At 58.4% G+C, this 14,972-nt stretch carries 16 protein-coding genes; 7 read left to right on the forward strand and 9 right to left on the reverse strand.

The features are described 5' to 3' along the window. Positions 1-12: 12 nt before the first annotated feature. From GFN93_RS05175 to GFN93_RS05185, 3 genes are all read left to right on the forward strand, one after another. Complete coding sequence (locus GFN93_RS05175) at positions 13-1,323, forward strand: cobyrinate a,c-diamide synthase (RefSeq protein ID WP_153499493.1); 1,311 nt, start codon at positions 13-15, stop codon at positions 1,321-1,323. Between the two features lie 13 nt (positions 1,324-1,336). Beyond that, entirely contained in the window at positions 1,337-1,948 is a 612-nt protein-coding gene (cobO, locus tag GFN93_RS05180; protein ID WP_153499495.1) for a cob(I)yrinic acid a,c-diamide adenosyltransferase, read from the forward strand. Between the two features lie 166 nt (positions 1,949-2,114). Further along, positions 2,115-3,569, forward strand: coding sequence for a cobyric acid synthase (locus GFN93_RS05185; RefSeq protein ID WP_153499497.1), 1,455 nt, complete (start codon positions 2,115-2,117; stop codon positions 3,567-3,569). Positions 3,570-3,656: 87 nt separating this feature from the next. Here the strand turns inward: GFN93_RS05185 and GFN93_RS05190 are convergent, their stop codons facing one another. Further along, positions 3,657-5,714 carry a choice-of-anchor Q domain-containing protein gene (locus tag GFN93_RS05190; protein ID WP_153499499.1) on the reverse strand — a complete coding sequence of 686 codons (2,058 nt, stop codon included), beginning with the start codon at positions 5,712-5,714 and terminating at the stop codon, positions 3,657-3,659. 133 nt (positions 5,715-5,847) lie between these two features. Here GFN93_RS05190 and GFN93_RS05195 point away from each other — a divergent pair, with 133 nt between their 5' ends. Beyond that, positions 5,848-6,474, forward strand: a complete 627-nt coding sequence (locus tag GFN93_RS05195) for a TIGR02466 family protein (protein ID WP_153499501.1) — start codon at positions 5,848-5,850, stop codon at positions 6,472-6,474. A gap of 116 nt (positions 6,475-6,590) precedes the next feature. Then, positions 6,591-7,262, forward strand: coding sequence for a class I SAM-dependent methyltransferase (locus GFN93_RS05200; RefSeq protein ID WP_153499503.1), 672 nt, complete (start codon positions 6,591-6,593; stop codon positions 7,260-7,262). A gap of 66 nt (positions 7,263-7,328) precedes the next feature. On the opposite strand, the gene GFN93_RS05205 is transcribed toward GFN93_RS05200, so the two are convergent. Continuing rightward, complete coding sequence (locus tag GFN93_RS05205; protein WP_153499505.1) at positions 7,329-7,817, reverse strand: FKBP-type peptidyl-prolyl cis-trans isomerase; 489 nt, start codon at positions 7,815-7,817, stop codon at positions 7,329-7,331. Positions 7,818-8,020: 203 nt separating this feature from the next. On the opposite strand from GFN93_RS05205, the gene moaA reads away from it, so the two are divergent. Together moaA and can are read left to right on the forward strand one after the other, a co-directional pair. Continuing rightward, a complete protein-coding gene (gene moaA, locus GFN93_RS05210) occupies positions 8,021-9,034 on the forward strand; it encodes a GTP 3',8-cyclase MoaA (protein WP_153499507.1) in 1,014 nt (337 codons plus the stop codon). Positions 9,035-9,088: 54 nt separating this feature from the next. Continuing rightward, positions 9,089-9,736, forward strand: coding sequence for a carbonate dehydratase (gene can, locus GFN93_RS05215; RefSeq protein ID WP_153499509.1), 648 nt, complete (start codon positions 9,089-9,091; stop codon positions 9,734-9,736). Positions 9,737-9,808: 72 nt separating this feature from the next. On the opposite strand, the gene GFN93_RS05220 is transcribed toward can, so the two are convergent. The 7 genes from GFN93_RS05220 to GFN93_RS05245 form a co-directional block, all read right to left on the reverse strand. Further along, positions 9,809-10,363, reverse strand: coding sequence for a c-type cytochrome (locus GFN93_RS05220; RefSeq protein ID WP_153499511.1), 555 nt, complete (start codon positions 10,361-10,363; stop codon positions 9,809-9,811). Positions 10,364-10,490: 127 nt separating this feature from the next. Beyond that, positions 10,491-11,228, reverse strand: a complete 738-nt coding sequence (locus GFN93_RS05225; protein ID WP_235901674.1) for a copper resistance protein B — start codon at positions 11,226-11,228, stop codon at positions 10,491-10,493. Beyond that, positions 11,225-13,111, reverse strand: coding sequence for a copper resistance system multicopper oxidase (locus tag GFN93_RS05230; RefSeq protein ID WP_153499513.1), 1,887 nt, complete (start codon positions 13,109-13,111; stop codon positions 11,225-11,227). Before GFN93_RS05230 ends, GFN93_RS05225 begins: the two co-directional genes overlap by 4 nt. Positions 13,112-13,144: 33 nt before the next feature. Next, the gene (locus GFN93_RS05235; protein ID WP_153499515.1) at positions 13,145-13,537 is read right to left on the reverse strand and encodes a hypothetical protein; all 393 of its coding nucleotides are present in this window, start codon (positions 13,535-13,537) and stop codon (positions 13,145-13,147) included. A gap of 34 nt (positions 13,538-13,571) precedes the next feature. Then, positions 13,572-14,207: a LysE family translocator gene (locus GFN93_RS05240; protein ID WP_153499517.1), complete on the reverse strand. Its 636-nt coding sequence runs from the start codon at positions 14,205-14,207 to the stop codon at positions 13,572-13,574. Between the two features lie 51 nt (positions 14,208-14,258). After that, entirely contained in the window at positions 14,259-14,369 is a 111-nt protein-coding gene (locus GFN93_RS17610; RefSeq protein ID WP_194285747.1) for a hypothetical protein, read from the reverse strand. 103 nt (positions 14,370-14,472) lie between these two features. After that, entirely contained in the window at positions 14,473-14,964 is a 492-nt protein-coding gene (locus GFN93_RS05245) for a DUF411 domain-containing protein (protein ID WP_328594278.1), read from the reverse strand. Positions 14,965-14,972: the final 8 nt, after the last annotated feature.

Consider the following 14,972-nt stretch of genomic DNA (forward strand, 5'->3'; position numbering starts at 1 on the left):
GAAGAGATCATCATGTCCAATCCACTTGTTGCCACCGTACCTGCGGCGCTGATCAGCGCCCCCGGTTCCGGACAGGGCAAGTCACTGGTCACCGCCGCTCTGGCCCGCTTGCACCGCAACGCCGGGCGCCGGGTCAGGGTATTCAAGTTCGGCCCGGACTACCTGGATCCCATGGTGCTGGAGGTGGCCAGCGGTGCTCCGGTGTACCAGTTGCAGCCCTGGATGACCGGCGAGGACGAGTGCCGGTGGCGGCTGGCCCAGGCGGCTCAGGAAGCCGATCTGATCCTGGTTGAGGGCGCGATGGGCTTGTTCGACGGCACACCGTCCAGTGCGGACCTTGCCGTGCTGGCGGGTATTCCGGCAATCCCGGTGATTGATGCCTGGGGCATGGCCCAGACCTTTGGGGCGGTAGCGTTAGGGCTGGCCAGCTATCGTGACGATCTGCGTGTCACCGAAGTGATTGCCAACCGGGTGGCCAGTGAGCGTCATGGTGCACTGTTGAAGGAAGGGCTGCCTGATTCCCTGTCCCTGTTGGGCTGCCTGCCCCGGGACGAGGCGCTGAACTTGCCAGAGCGGCACCTGGGACTGGTACAAGCCGGTGAGTTGACGGATCTGGATGCGCGGTTGGATCGGGCAGCGGAGGTCCTGCTGCAGGCGGGACTGGATCGGTTACCGGCGCCGGTGACATTTGATGCCGAGCCTCCGGCGGCTCCACCCGCCTTGTTGCAGGGTTGTCGTATTGGTGTGGCGCGTGATGCGGCCTTTGCCTTTATCTATCCCGCCAACCTGGATCTGTTGCGGGCCATGGGGGCGGAGCTGGAATTCTTCTCGCCATTGCAGCACCGAGCGCTACCAAAGGTGGATGCGCTGTGGTTGCCCGGCGGTTATCCGGAGCTGCATGGCGCTATTCTGAGTGATAACACCGGGATGCGTGATGCGATCATGGCGCATCATCGTGCGAATAAACCGATCCTTGCTGAATGTGGGGGGCTGATGAGTTGCATGACGCAGCTGGTCGACGGAGACGGTGCTGTGCACTCTGGGTTCGGTCTGATGCCGGGAACGGCAACGTTGACAAAAAAACTGCAGGGGCTGGGTATGCATGCCTGGCCTTTGCATGGCCACACGCTGCGCGGGCACACGTTTCACCATGCTGTGGTCGAGACCCCACTGACGGCAAGCTGGAAAAGCCAGAAGCAGTCGGGTACGGAAGGTGAGCCGATTTATCGCAGTGGCAATCTGGTTGCCAGTTTCTTTCATGGCTATTTTCCTTCGGCACCGGAAATGGTGGCCGGCATCTTCAGCGGAACCCTCACTGAGTAACGAGAGCATAACGATGAGACAAGATCCGAAGAGCCAGGAACGCCATGCCTGGCGCATGGAGAAAAAACAGCAAATCATGCGCGAGCGCATTGCCAACGCGGACAAGGAGCAGGGCATCCTGCTGGTGCTCACTGGTCCGGGAAAAGGCAAGAGCAGTTCCGGGTTTGGTATGGTTGCCCGTGCATTGGGCCATGGCATGAAAGTGGGGGTGGTGCAGTTTATCAAGGGTGCATTCTGCACTGGTGAGGAAGCGTTTTTCCGGGACCTGCCCAATGTGGATTATCACGTGATGGGCGAGGGATATACCTGGGACACTCAGGACCGGGAGCGGGATGTTGCTGCAGCGAATGCTGCATGGGATATCGCCACAAAAATGTTGAGCGACGACAGCTACGATCTCATCCTGTTGGACGAGCTGAACATTGCCCTGCGCTATGAATACATTGATCTGGATCGGGTGCTTGATGATCTGCAAAGCCGCCCTGCCATGCAGCATGCGGTTGTGACAGGACGGTATGCCCCGAAGGAACTGATTGAACTGGCCGACACTGTGACAGAAATGAAAGTGGTCAAGCATGCCTTCAAGGATCAGGGAGTAAAGGCGCAGAAGGGCGTCGAGCTGTGAAGAAAGCGACAAGCTACAAGCTGCAAGCTGCAACGCGGGAAAGCGATTACAGACTGATTTTTCATAAGACGCGAATATGCTCAGGGCGAAGCGTCGCGGCAGGAGCGGTGCCATTTGCAAAACACCTCTCCCCGTGTTTTAGCTTGAAGCTTGAGGCTTGTAGCTCATGATTGCGCTGATGGTCCAGGGCTGCACCTCTGATGCGGGGAAGAGCACTGTGGTGGCGGCGTTATGTCGGTGGTTTGCGCGGCGCGGTTATTCGGTGGCGCCGTTCAAGCCGCAGAATATGGCGCTCAATAGTGCCGTTACGGTAGATGGCGGCGAGATCGGTCGCTCCACCGCCTTGCAGGCATTGGCTTGTGGTATTGAACCGCACAGTGACATGAATCCGGTGTTGTTGAAGCCGCAGACCGACATGGGCGCTCAGGTGATTATCCGTGGCCAGGTGTTGGGCAATATGCAGGCGCTGGATTATCACGCCTATAAAAAGACCGCACGGGAAGCGGTGCTGTCAGCCTGGCAGGATTTATCGACACGCTACGACGTGATTGTTGTGGAAGGGGCCGGGAGCCCGGCGGAAATCAATTTGCGCGAGAATGATATTGCCAACATGGGCTTTGCCGAGATGGTGGATTGTCCGGTGATCCTGGTGGCTGATATCGATCGTGGTGGTGTCTTCGCCCATCTTGTTGGCACCCTGGATCTGCTATCCGAGTCGGAGCAGAAACGCACCCGGGGTTTTGTGATCAATCGTTTTCGTGGTGATTTGTCGCTCCTGCAGGGCGGGCTGGACTGGCTGGAAGAGCGTACCGGTAAACCGGTGTTCGGGGTGCTGCCTTATCTGCATGGCCTTACGCTTGATGCAGAAGACGCGGTTGATGAGCAGGGCGGCCACGATGCGGGGGCGCTTAATGTGGTGGTGCCGCTGCTGCCGCGCATGAGCAACCATAATGATTTCGATCCGCTGCGTTTGCATCCTGGTGTGAACCTGCGCTTTGTCAAAATGGGTGAGGCATGGCCGCCGGCGGATCTGGTGATTCTGCCCGGCAGCAAGGCCACCCGTGCCGATCTGGCCTTTCTTCGCGAACAGGGCTGGGATCGGCAGATTGAGCGCCATCTGCGATACGGTGGAAAACTGCTCGGTATCTGTGGCGGCTTTCAGATGTTGGGGGAGCGCATTGATGATCCCGAGGGTTTGGAGAGTGATCCGGGTAGTAGCGAAGGGCTTGGCTGGCTGGATATGTCGACCCGGCTGGTTCCCGGCAAGCAGCTTCGTAATGTTGGCGGAGTCTACTTGCCAACGGGTGCCGCCATTCATGGGTATGAAATTCATAACGGCGTCACCGAGGGGGCCGCAATGTCCCGGCCGATGTTGAAACTGGCTGATTATCTGGATGGCGCGATAAGCCCGGATCAACAAGTGATGGGGTGCTATCTGCATGGCCTTTTCGATAGCGCTGAGGCCACGGAGAGTCTGCTCGCATGGGCGGGAATGACGTCAGGCGAAGCGGTGGACTATGCTGTGCACCGCGAGGTCGAATTGGACAGGCTGGCCGATATGCTGGATGAGCACCTGGATCTGACCGCTCTGCTTTCGCAATTGCAATCAATCCGCTTTTGATCTTTGCGTACTACATGTTGCTTGAAGCGCGTTGCAGCCGCTCAGCGGCATAAAAGAAAAGGGCTCCTTGCGGAGCCCTTGTCGGTGTTACTGCTTGCGGCGCAGGCCGAGCAGGCAGAGCAAGCCGAGTAATGCAGCCCCAAGGGTGCCACCTCCGCCGCTACCGCTGCCCGGAATGGTTACTGTTGCGCTGTTGTTGGCGCCACGCTCGACGGCACCGAGATCAATGACGCCATTGAAGATACGAGCGTTGCCGCGCTGATCGGTCTCCGGTGCGCCTTCAATATTGACGTTGCCGGCATCGACAAGCGGTGAGTCGGCAGCGGGCATGAAGACGAAGTTGTTGCCGCCATAAAGGCCCAGATCCTGAAGTTTGGGATCCAGAGGAATGTCATTGCTGCCAATCAGATTGCCCGCAACGCTGTCTATCGGCGCGCAGCCGGCTTGAGCGCCGGCGTCGGCGATAAAGCTGTGGTCAACGATCAGGCTGGCTTCCGTATTGGAGTTGACGCACAGGTTGCCCACGCCACCGCTGTTATTGGCGATCACAGTATGGCTAATGGAGAGGCCACTGCCTTCAGGGAAACCGGTCAGATACAAGCCGGAACCTACTGTGTCCGAATTGCCCAGGATGTTATTGACCAGCGTGCTATGGGCAATGCTGATTGAGTCGGTAGCCGGTTGATCAAGGTATATACCGGCAGCACTCACACTGGCGCTGTTGCCAGTGAGGGTGCTGTTGAGAATGCTGAGCAGGCCCTGTCTCCCTCTGTGTGCCAGGGCGCCGCCGTCCTGGGCGCTGTTTTGGCTGAGAGTGCTACCTGAGATGTTCACAGTAACAACCTGACCGGCATCGCTGTTATCAACATAAATGCCACCCCCATAAGCCCTGCCGCCGACAAGGGTATCCCCAGTGGTGCTGTTGTTGTGGAAGGTGCTGTCAGTGATGGTAATGACACCGCCGGTGCGAGTTGCCGGGAAATAATTGGTTGCGCCAATGTGCAGTGCCCCGCCCAGACCGTTGCCGCCAGTGTGTTTGCCATTGGCCTGGTTGCCGCTAAAGGTGTTGGCGGACAGCGTGGTGTTAACGCGTTCCATGCTGATGGCGCCGCCCTGGGCCTGCGAACCTGTGGCGCCCATGTCTACGCTGGTCGCGGTGTTCTGGTCGAACACCGAGTCAGTGACGGTTACCGGGTTGCTGGAGTCAATCAGCAGGGCGCCGCCGTGGCCGTAGGTCTGGTTATTGCGGAATTCGCTGCCAGTGATGGTCAGCCTGGACTTGTTGAATTCCGCACTTCCCCCCACTGCGGCAACAGCGCCCCCGCCGCTGGAGTCGGCACCAATACTGCTGCCGGCCTGGTTCTCGGTGAAAATGGAATCGGTGATGGTCAGGTCGGTGTTTTCGGCATACAGCGCTCCGCCGGAGGCGACTTCGCTGCTGTTGCGATGAAACTCGCTGCCCGTAATGGTCATCGCAGTGGCGCCATTGATGTTGTTAGCCACGGCGATAGCGCCCCCCGTGCTGCTGGCAGACATGTTGTCCACAAACACGCTGTCGGTGATGGTCACGGTGGCGCCGTCGTTGGCCTGAATGGCCGCCCCTTTATCGCTGGCATAAAAATCCCGGGTCATCACCTCTTTTAATTCCAGATTGGCGCCAGTCACCATTATCGCGCTTTGTTCTGCGGGTGATCCCATACTGATCTTGGAAGAGCCTATCAAATGCAGACCCTGCAGTTTCAGGGTGGCGTTATCGGCAACGCTGAACAGGGGAGGGTATGAGTTGCTCTCCACCGTAATGACGGGTGGTGTGGTGGCGGTGCTGACAATGCTCAGTTGCCGTGCGTTGTTCAGGGGCAGTGATACGCCATTGCTGAGAGTCATTCCGGCAAGGCTGTCGGCGATTGTGATGGCGGCGCTGTCAGAGGCCGCGTTACATTCACTGCTGAACCGAGCCAAAGCCTCATCCAGTGTCAGTGTGTCAGGTGTATCTGTGGCTGGTGTGGCGTTCACTGTATAGCTGGCGCAGGAAGGATTCGGAAGCGAGATAGAAATGCCGTCTGCATGGGCGCTTGCGATAAGGCCGATGGCGATGGCTGCGGCAAGTGGTTTTGCAGGGCTGATCGCCCCCGGAATACGAAGCATGGTATTTCCCCCATTTGAGAGTGGTGATCCGGGCACCCCAATGCCCATGGTTGCCGCTTGGTTGGCAATCCTTATAAGAATCTACGCATAATAACGGCGTTTCAGGCGCGACGTCAGGTCTTTAGGGGGAAAAATGACGACACAGGTGGAAAATCGCTGGCATTTTGGTGTGCCCATTTTTGAGGCACAGCTGCCGGGTTTGCTGGAAAAGCGCGAGTTACTGCGGGACCGGTTATTGGCGCTTCAGGCTGAAGAGGAAGGGGTTGCCCGTTCCAATCAGCGTGGCTGGCACTCCCGGGATGACCTGCACAAGTCGTCTGATCCTCTTTTGCAGTGGCTGACCGAGCAAATTTATCAGTTGGGCGTGCAACTGATTCGCCATGCTGAGGGTGGCGGTACCGAGTCACCGGTTTTTCTCAGCTCGCTGTGGGCCAACATCAATGACTTCGGTGCCTGGAATGCCCCCCACGCCCATCTGCCCTGCGAGTGGAGTGGCTGCATCTATGTGGATGTGGAAGAAAGCCCTTCTGAGGAAAGTAATGGTATTCACCCGGGCGACATCATGTTCTTTGACCCAGTCCCGGTAGGGGCACCCTATCGCAAGTCCTCCACGGTGAGTTATACGCCCAGGAATGGCACCTTGTACCTGTTCCCCGGTTACCTGATGCATATGGTGGCACCGCACTATGAGGAAAAACCGCGCATCAGCATGGCGTTCAATTTCCGTCTGGGGGATGTGCTCACTTCCGTTGCCCGCTGAGCGGGGGCGTCGTCATGTGATCATGACTAATGCGCCCAGGATCAAGGGCGCTAGCGCAGAGAGTATTCAAAAGAGGCTGGTGTATATTCCGTGTTTCTGTGACCAGGGAGGGTGTCATGCGAAACGATGCTGCACATGCAGGTCAGGCGATCTACACGCCGATAACATTGAAAATGTATGATCAGGCCGTGCTGGGCTTGTCCTGTCGCTGGTTATGGAAGTGTCCGTCCAGCGAGTTGCTGGCTAACTACCAGCAACACATCACCAGTAATCATCTGGATGTGGGGGTGGGCACCGGCTATTTCCTGGACAAGGTAACCTTTCCGTCTGCCAAGCCACGCATTGTATTGATGGACCTGAACCCCAACAGCCTTTCCGCCTGTGCGGAACGCATTCGGCGCTATCAACCGCAGATGCATCGCAGCAATGTGCTGGAGCAGGTGTCTTTCGAGGGCGAGCGTTTTGATTCGCTGGCCATGAACCTGCTGTTGCATTGTCTGCCCGGCAGCATGACGGAAAAGGTGGTGGCGCTGGATAACCTGCTGCCGTTGATGAATCCCGGTGCAACAGTGTTTGGCGCTACTTTGCTGCAGGGAGGGGTGGAATGCTCAGCGATGGCGAAAGGGCTGATGAAGCTCTACAACGTCAAAGGTGTGTTTTCCAATCAGGACGATTCCCTTGATGGTTTGAAGCGGGAACTGGAGCGTCGTCTGGATAATGTGTCTGTGCAGCCCTTGGGTTGCATGGGGTTGTTTAGCGGGGTTGTACGTCCGTCCTCGGCTGTCTAGCTTCTGGCCTCTGTATAAAAAAAGGCTCCCCCAGGGAGCCTTTTTTGTGGAGCAGGGTGTTAACGATCAGTGATCATGACCACCCGGGCCATGTACGTGGCCGTGCTCTTTTTCTTCGTCTGAGGCTTCGCGCACTTCAGTGATTTCCACGGCGAAGTTCAGGGTTTCACCGGCCAGCGGGTGGTTGCCGTCTACGGTGACTTCATCGCCTTCTACTGCGGTGATGGTGAAGATGCGCGGGCCAGCTTCGGTCTGCGCCTGGAACTGCATGCCTGGCTGCAGGTTGTCTTCGCTGCCTTCAAAGGCGCTTTTCGGCACTTGCTGGATCAGTTGTTCGTGACGCTCGCCGTAACCTTCTTCCGGGGCAACGGTCACATCCAGTTTGTCGCCAGCCTGTTTGCCCACCAGAGCATTTTCCAGGCCGGGGATGATGTTGCCTGCGCCGTGCAGGTACGCCAGGGGTTCGCCACGCTCAATGGAAGAATCGATGGTCTGGCCGGCGCTGTTGGTCAGGGTGTAGTGGATGGACACTACGGCGTTTTCTGAGATTTGCATGGAAACCCTTTTGGGGTAGATGAATTTGGAATGTGACGGCCAAAACGGGGCCGTCACACCCGGAAAGGCCCATATTCTAACAAGAGCGCGGGCGGCCTGACCAACCTGAGGCTGGATACTGGCCCGTTGGGCCGACAAACGTTATTGCTTCAGTCTGTTACCGGGTCACGACGGGCTGGCCCGGGGTTTGCTACAGTGGGACCATGAATAGCACTGATTCCGCCCGCCCGGCGGTGCTGCAGGACGGCTTCGGGCGCACCATTGACTATGTAAGGCTGTCGGTCACCGACCGCTGTGACTTCCGCTGTGTGTACTGCATGGCGGAGGACATGACCTTTGTGCCTCGGGCCCAGGTGCTGACGCTGGAAGAGATGGGGCGGCTGGCTCGGGTGTTGGTGGAGCTGGGGGTGCGACGTATCCGTCTCACCGGTGGAGAGCCGTTGGTGCGTCGGGATGTGGCACAGCTTGTGCGCGATATTGGTGCCATTTCAGGGCTGAGTGAACTGAATTTGACCACTAATGGTTCGAGATTGGACCGCTATGCTGCTGAATTGAAAGCGGCCGGGCTGTCTCGAATCAATATCAGTCTGGACTCCCTCAACCCTGAGCGTTTTCGCCAACTCACCCGTACCGGGGACCTGAGTCAGGTGCTGGCGGGCATTGAGGCGGCTCGTCAGGCCGGCTTTGCACGAATCAAATTGAACAGCGTGATCCTGCGCGGACGTAACCATGATGAGGTGCCGGCGCTGGTGGATTTTGCGTTGGAAAAGGGCCTGGATATCTCCTTTATCGAAGAGATGCCGCTGGGTCAGATCACCGAGCACGATCGTGGCCTTGAGTTTGTGTCCTCCGAGGAGCTGAGAGCCGGGCTGTCCAGGCGCCTTAACTTGCTGCCCCTGACTGAAAAGACGGGCGGGCCGTCGCGCTACTGGAAAGTGGCCGGCAGCGATAGCCGTATCGGCTTTATTTCCCCTCATTCGCAAAACTTTTGCGAATTGTGTAATCGGGTGCGGGTGACTGCTGAGGGGCGTATGCTCTTGTGCCTGGGTCATGAGCACAGTGTGGATTTGCGCGCCGTGCTTCGCGCTCACCCGGAGGATGATGCCCCCCTTCGCCACGCCATTATTGGTGCCATGGCGATCAAACCGGAGCGCCATGACTTTAGCCTGGATCCGGGTGAGCAACTGGTACGATTCATGAATATGACTGGTGGTTAGCCCCTTGCAAGCGTGTTGCATGCGGCGTGATTGCGTATAACTAAGCGAGAGACCATGAAAACCCTGCCTGAACTCTTTTCCAATAATCAAAAGTGGCGCGTCGAGATCGAGAAACAGCACCCCGGTTTCTTCGAGGCGCTGGGGCAGCAGCAGAGCCCGGAATTCCTGTGGATCGGTTGTGCCGATTCCCGTGTCCCCGCCAATGAAGTCGTTGGCCTGATGCCCGGTGAGCTGTTCGTTCACCGTAATGTGGCCAACCTGGTCAACCACACCGACCTGAACCTGCTTTCCGTACTCCAGTTTGCGGTGGATGTGCTCAAGGTGAAGCACATTATGGTGGTGGGTCATTATGGCTGTGGCGGTGTGAAAGCCTCCATGGAAGACGAGCCCCACGGCTTGATCGACAATTGGCTGCGTCAGGTGCGTGAGCTGTACCTGCGGAACCGCAAGAAGCTGGCCGAACTGCCGGATGACCAGGCGCGTCTGGACAAGATGTGCGAGCTTAACGTGGCCCGTCAGGTCATCAACGTGTCCAACACCACGGTGGTGCAGGAAGCCTGGCGCCGCGGCCAGGACCTGATCATCCACGGCTGGGTCTATGGCATCGGTGATGGCGTGCTGCAGGATCTGGATATTCAGATCCAGGGCAACAAGGAACTGCGTACTCTGGAGAACAATGAGTACGAAAGCTGTTCGAACTAAGCCGCTGCAGAAAATCAAAAGGCCGCATCCAATACTGGATGCGGCCTTTTTGCTAGGCAGAACTAACGTAGTTTAGTGGGCATGGTCATGATGCTCATGGCCTGTTGGGGTTGCCGATTTTTCATCACCACCGGTGAGTATTTTCCATTCCTCTTCTGTCATGCCCGGCAGCGTTTTCAGCAAGGCGACCATGTCCCACAGAGACTCATCATCATGGCTGGCGCCCCAGGCGGGCATGCCGCTCATCTTGATGCCGTGCTTGATGGTCCAGAACGCACTGGCGGCATTGTGGATGCCGTGCTCTGTCAGTGCCGGGGGCTGCGGATACAGGCCGGCACGCAGTTCCGTGTCGTCCATGCCAGGGGCCAGGTGGCAGCCGGCGCACATGGGCTGATAATGCTCTGCGCCACGGCGAAGTCGTGCCGGGTTGTCCAGGTCATCAGGTACCTCGATCTCGCTGGCTCGCCGGTCGATGGCGTGGTGACGGGCGCTGGCAATGAGCTTTTCGGTGATGCCCCAATGGGGCTCGTCGGCAGCAAAGTTATAGCTGCCGCTGAACATCAATGCCGCCGCGGCCGCCAGGCCCAGAACGACAAGTGCGAGCAATGTGACAAGTACGGTTTTCATGGTATCTCCTTGCCGGGAAACACCAGCCAGCATCGCCGGTGAGGCAAGCGGGTGGCTGGTAGCCCCTGTTCAAACTAACGATGTGATGCGGGTGGGCCTTTGGCGGGCCCACCCCGTTGTATTGCGATCAGAACCAGAGACGGATACCGGCCACCACGCTGCCTTCTTCAGTCTTGCCGCCAGCGTTACGGGTAAAGTCAGCGGTATCACCGTACTGTTTCTCCCAGTTCACACCGATGTAGGGGGCTATTTCCCGGCGAATCTCGTAGCGTAACCGCAGTCCAGCTTCGATATCCGTCAGACCCTTGCCAACACCAAGCTCGTCGTCCTCCTTGCCATACAGATTCGCCTCAAGGCTGGGAACCAGCACCAGCTTCTGGGTGAACATCAGTTCGTATTCGGCTTCCAGGCGCAGGTTGCTCAGGCCGTCTTCGCCAACGAACAGGTGGGTGTTGACCTCGAACCAGTAGGGAGCGAGTCCCTGCAGGCCGATGCTGGCCCAGTCGCGGTTCGGATCATCAGGTTGCCAGTCGCGCCGTACGCCAAGCTGCCAGTCCCAGTTGGGAGAAAGGGCGCGGCTCCAGGCCAGTCGCGTTTCAGCCCCTTCGGTCGCCGGGTCTTCTTCATCCTCCTCCGGTGCCATGAGCCGCTCGCCCTCGCTGGCAAAGTACAGTTTGTTAAAGTCGCCGCCGTACCAGGCATCCAGCTCCCAGGCCATGACCCTGCCTTCGTCCGTATCTCGGACTTCCAGCTGATCGAGAATGACCTGGCCCACCCACATGGGGTGCTCGCTCATGGCGAGTGCAGTTTGTGTGCTCAAGGTGAGCGCGATGGCAGGGAGTCCCTTCTTGATCATATTCATCATGCGCCCTCCCCATGCTGATGGTGATCCATGGCGGGCATGGATTGACTGCCGTCTTTGGCGATCACGCGGACTTCGCGGAACATGCCCGCATCCATGTGATAGAGCAGGTGGCAGTGATAGGCCCATCGACCTAGGGCGTCGGCACGCACCAGGTAGCTGAGCTTCTCGCCGGGCTTCACAGTGATGGTGTGCTTGCGCAGCAGCTTGCCATCCCCCAGTTCCAGATCGCTCCACAGGCCATGCAGGTGAATGGGGTGGGTCATCATGGTGTCGTTGACCAGGGTGATACGGACCCGCTCGTTGTGGTACAGCTCCAGGGGTTTGGCATCGGCAAAGGGAATGCCGTTGAAGCTCCACATGTAGCGGCTCATGTTGCCGGTCAGGTGCAGCACAATTTCTCGATCCGGATGGAGGCTGTCCGGTGGTCCCCCTGCGGTTTCCATATCCGCATAGGTAAGCACTTTCCAATCGCGGTCGCGCAGTCCAATACCAGGGTCGGCGAGCATCTCTCCGGGCGCCATGGCGCGCATGTCCACGCCGGGTCCGAATTCGCTGTCCAGATGCTGGGTGGCGCTTTCTCTTGGCGCCAGATCCGGGTTGGCGGGATCCGTGGCAAAGGGTACGGCCATGGCGCTGTGGTCCATGCTGCCCATGTCGTGATTCATGGCGCTGTGGTCCATGCCGCCAATGTCATGGTTCATGGTGTTGTGGTCCATGTCACCCGTGTCATGGTTCATGCCGCCATGATTCATGGCTCCCATGCCCATTTCCGTATGACCCAGCAAAGGCGGTTCGTCCATATCGGGCACAGCAGCACTGAGCGCCGGGTCCGGTGTGAGGGTGCCGCGTGCAAAGCCGGAGCGGTCTATGCTCTGGGCAAACAGGGTGTAGGCCCGGTCGTCTTTTGGTTCGACGATCACGTCCAATGTTTCGGCCACACCCAGGCGCACCTCATGGAAGTCCACCGGTTTCACCGGCTGCCCGTCCATGGCCACCACGGTCATGTCGAGGCCGGGAATGCGGATATCAAAGAAGGTCATGGCGCTGGCGTTGATAAAGCGCAACTTGATCCGCTCACCAGGGTTGAACTGGCAGGTCCAGTTGCCGTTGGGGCTCTGGCCATTCATCAGGTAGGTATAGGTATAGCCGGTGACATCCGCCAGATCCCGCTCGCTCATGCGCATGCTGTTCCACATGTGGCGATCCTTGAGTGTTTGCAGGACGCCTTTATCGCGGAAGTCGCGCAGGGTATCGAACACGGTGCGTTCGTTGAAATTGTAGTAATGGCTGACCTTCTTGAGCGTGGCGTAAATATGCTTCGGGTCTTCATCGCTCCAGTCCGACAGCATGATGACCTGTTCGCGGTCAAAGGGCTGAGGGTCCGGTGTTTTCGGATCGATGATGATGGAGCCGTAAAGACCGGTTTGCTCCTGAAAGCCCGAGTGGCTGTGGTACCAGTAGGTGCCGCTTTGCACGATAGGAAACTGATAGGTAAAAGTTTCGCCGGGCTTGATGCCATCAAAGGACAAACCGGGTACGCCATCCATCTGGAATGGCAACAACAGGCCATGCCAGTGAATGGAACTGGTTTCTGGTAGCAGGTTGGTGACCTTGATGGTGACGGTGTCGCCCTCGCGCCAGCGCAAGGTTGGGCCGGGCACGATGCCATTGATGGTGGTGGCCTGACGGGTCTTGCCGGTGATGTTCACGTCGGCGCCGCCCAGTGTCAGGTGGAAGGTGTCCCCACTGAGAATGGGTGCGCCGGTGTGGCCTTGAGTGGCCAGCAGTTGGCGAGGGCTGAGGCTCAGCCCCAGTCCGGTGGCGCCAAGCGCCAGGCCCTGCACGAAGCGACGTCGTGGCAGGGAAAACGGTGTCTTGTTCATGACTGTCTCCTGAAAGTTTGAGAAAAAGCGGGCTCAAACAGTCAGAGAGGGGGGGCGCAATGGAAGCTGGTTAATGCCTGGGGATACGGCGATGACTGCTCGCGGCACATAGTGCTGGGCGGGGCGATCATTACCGGGGAGGAAGCGCGTCAGGCTGATGGCGCTGACCTGACAGAGTGTGATGCATTGACAGGCGGTGTCGTCCGGGCAGTGACGGTCTGCCTGATGTTCCATGCCGCTGTCGTTCATGGCCATGGATGTGTTGGTGGTGTGGTGATGGCAGTGCGACAAGGCATTGCCGATCCGCGCACCGCTGGCCGCCATGGCGCTGCCTTCCATAGCCACAGCCGTGCCGGTTACCAGCATCAGAGCGGTAAGCAACAGGGCCACCAAGGGCCGAATGGAAGGGTGCCAAGTACGTTTCATAGTGCTGATTATCAACCCATGGGCTACCCCAAGGTCAAGGCATAGTCGCCAGGGACTGGAAGGCCACGCTGCAGGCGATGACTACCAGCAGTATAGCGGTACCCCTCTCGACCCAGTGATGGTGGACGCGCAGCCAGGGCAAGAAGCGGCTGCGGCCCAGCAAAACGGCCACCAGCACATACCAGCCGCCATCAATGAGCATGGAGGTTAGCACCATCTGGACGCGGGCGGTCTGGCTCATGCCTGCGTCAAGAAACTGGCTGAACAAGGCGAGGAAAAAGAGCGCCACCTTGGGGTTGAGGAAGGCCACCATGAAGCCATCCCGGGCGGCGCCATGCAGCACATGCAGCGACTTTTCCGACTCTGCATATGACAAAGGCTGCTTTCCAGCCTGCCAGCTTTTCCATGCCATCCAGATCAGAAATGCCGCTCCGCCCAGTGACAGTACCTGTTCCATGACGGGGTGACGGTGAAACAGGACTGCCAGGCCGGTGACAGTGGCTGCGGCCCACAGACCAATGCCCAAAGCGTGAGTGATACCGGCCACTGCGCCGGCCCTGTGGCCTCCGTGCAGAGTGTGTCGTGTGATCACTGCCAGGCTGATGCCCGGGGTCATGGCGCCCAAGGCGCAAACGCTGGCCAGCAAAAGCCAGTCGTGAAAACTCATCATGGGGAATCCCGTGTTGTGGTGTCAGCGGGATCGGGGTTGTTCGGAGGTGACTCAGGTCTCTACCCACTGGCGCAGGAGATTATGGTAGACGTCGGTCAGTTTGAGAAGCGCCTGCCGGTCGGCATCGTTCTGGTTGAGAAAAGGGCGAGTTTCGAACTGCAAAAACCGGACATTGCGGCGGCGGTTTTTGCAGCTCGAAGCCCATTACTCGCTTTTTACCGAGCAATTACTTTGCAAGAAACGCGGCTATCGTTGAGCCACTTGCTCAGTTGCCAGGGTGATGGCTGAAGACGGCGGTACCGTTTTCATCGAACAGCAGCACATCGTAGGCATCCACTCGATCACCCATCTCCATACCGGGTGAGCCCACAGGCATGCCCGGAACCGTCAGGCCCTTGCCGGCAGGGCGTTCGGCCAGCAGCCGGTCCACATCGCTGGCAGGCACATGTCCCTCAATGGCATAGCCATCGATAAAGGCAGTGTGACAGGAACCCGTTCCGGGAAGGATGCCGGCTTTTTCCTTGATGGGTTGCAGGTTGTCGGTCTCGTGAACTTCCACGGTGTAGCCATGTTCCTTCATGTGATCTACCCAGGCGCCGCAGCAGCCACAGGTGGGCGACTTGTACACTTCCAACACCTTGTCGGTGGCGGCGACCTGAGCTGCCGGTGTTTCTGTGGTGGTTTCCGGTTGCGCCGGCGCATCTTCTCCACAGGCTGCCATCATCAGGGCAGTTAAAATAACCAGTAGCTTCTTCACGTTAGTTC

The organism is Alcanivorax sediminis (assembly GCF_009601165.1).
GTDB classification, from domain to species: domain Bacteria; phylum Pseudomonadota; class Gammaproteobacteria; order Pseudomonadales; family Alcanivoracaceae; genus Alcanivorax; species Alcanivorax sediminis.

Bases quoted from the DNA above. Each gene is read 5' to 3' on its own strand.
- GFN93_RS05175 (WP_153499493.1), top strand. From the start codon at position 13: ATGTCCAATCCACTTGTTGCCACCGTACCTGCGGCGCTGATCAGCGCC.
- cobO (WP_153499495.1), top strand. From the start codon at position 1,337: ATGAGACAAGATCCGAAGAGCCAGGAACGCCATGCCTGGCGCATGGAG.
- GFN93_RS05185 (WP_153499497.1), top strand. From the start codon at position 2,115: ATGATTGCGCTGATGGTCCAGGGCTGCACCTCTGATGCGGGGAAGAGC.
- GFN93_RS05190 (WP_153499499.1), bottom strand. From the start codon at position 5,714: ATGCTTCGTATTCCGGGGGCGATCAGCCCTGCAAAACCACTTGCCGCA.
- GFN93_RS05195 (WP_153499501.1), top strand. From the start codon at position 5,848: ATGACGACACAGGTGGAAAATCGCTGGCATTTTGGTGTGCCCATTTTT.
- GFN93_RS05200 (WP_153499503.1), top strand. From the start codon at position 6,591: ATGCGAAACGATGCTGCACATGCAGGTCAGGCGATCTACACGCCGATA.
- GFN93_RS05205 (WP_153499505.1), bottom strand. From the start codon at position 7,817: ATGCAAATCTCAGAAAACGCCGTAGTGTCCATCCACTACACCCTGACC.
- moaA (WP_153499507.1), top strand. From the start codon at position 8,021: ATGAATAGCACTGATTCCGCCCGCCCGGCGGTGCTGCAGGACGGCTTC.
- can (WP_153499509.1), top strand. From the start codon at position 9,089: ATGAAAACCCTGCCTGAACTCTTTTCCAATAATCAAAAGTGGCGCGTC.
- GFN93_RS05220 (WP_153499511.1), bottom strand. From the start codon at position 10,363: ATGAAAACCGTACTTGTCACATTGCTCGCACTTGTCGTTCTGGGCCTG.
- GFN93_RS05225 (WP_235901674.1), bottom strand. From the start codon at position 11,228: ATGATGAATATGATCAAGAAGGGACTCCCTGCCATCGCGCTCACCTTG.
- GFN93_RS05230 (WP_153499513.1), bottom strand. From the start codon at position 13,111: ATGAACAAGACACCGTTTTCCCTGCCACGACGTCGCTTCGTGCAGGGC.
- GFN93_RS05235 (WP_153499515.1), bottom strand. From the start codon at position 13,537: ATGAAACGTACTTGGCACCCTTCCATTCGGCCCTTGGTGGCCCTGTTG.
- GFN93_RS05240 (WP_153499517.1), bottom strand. From the start codon at position 14,207: ATGATGAGTTTTCACGACTGGCTTTTGCTGGCCAGCGTTTGCGCCTTG.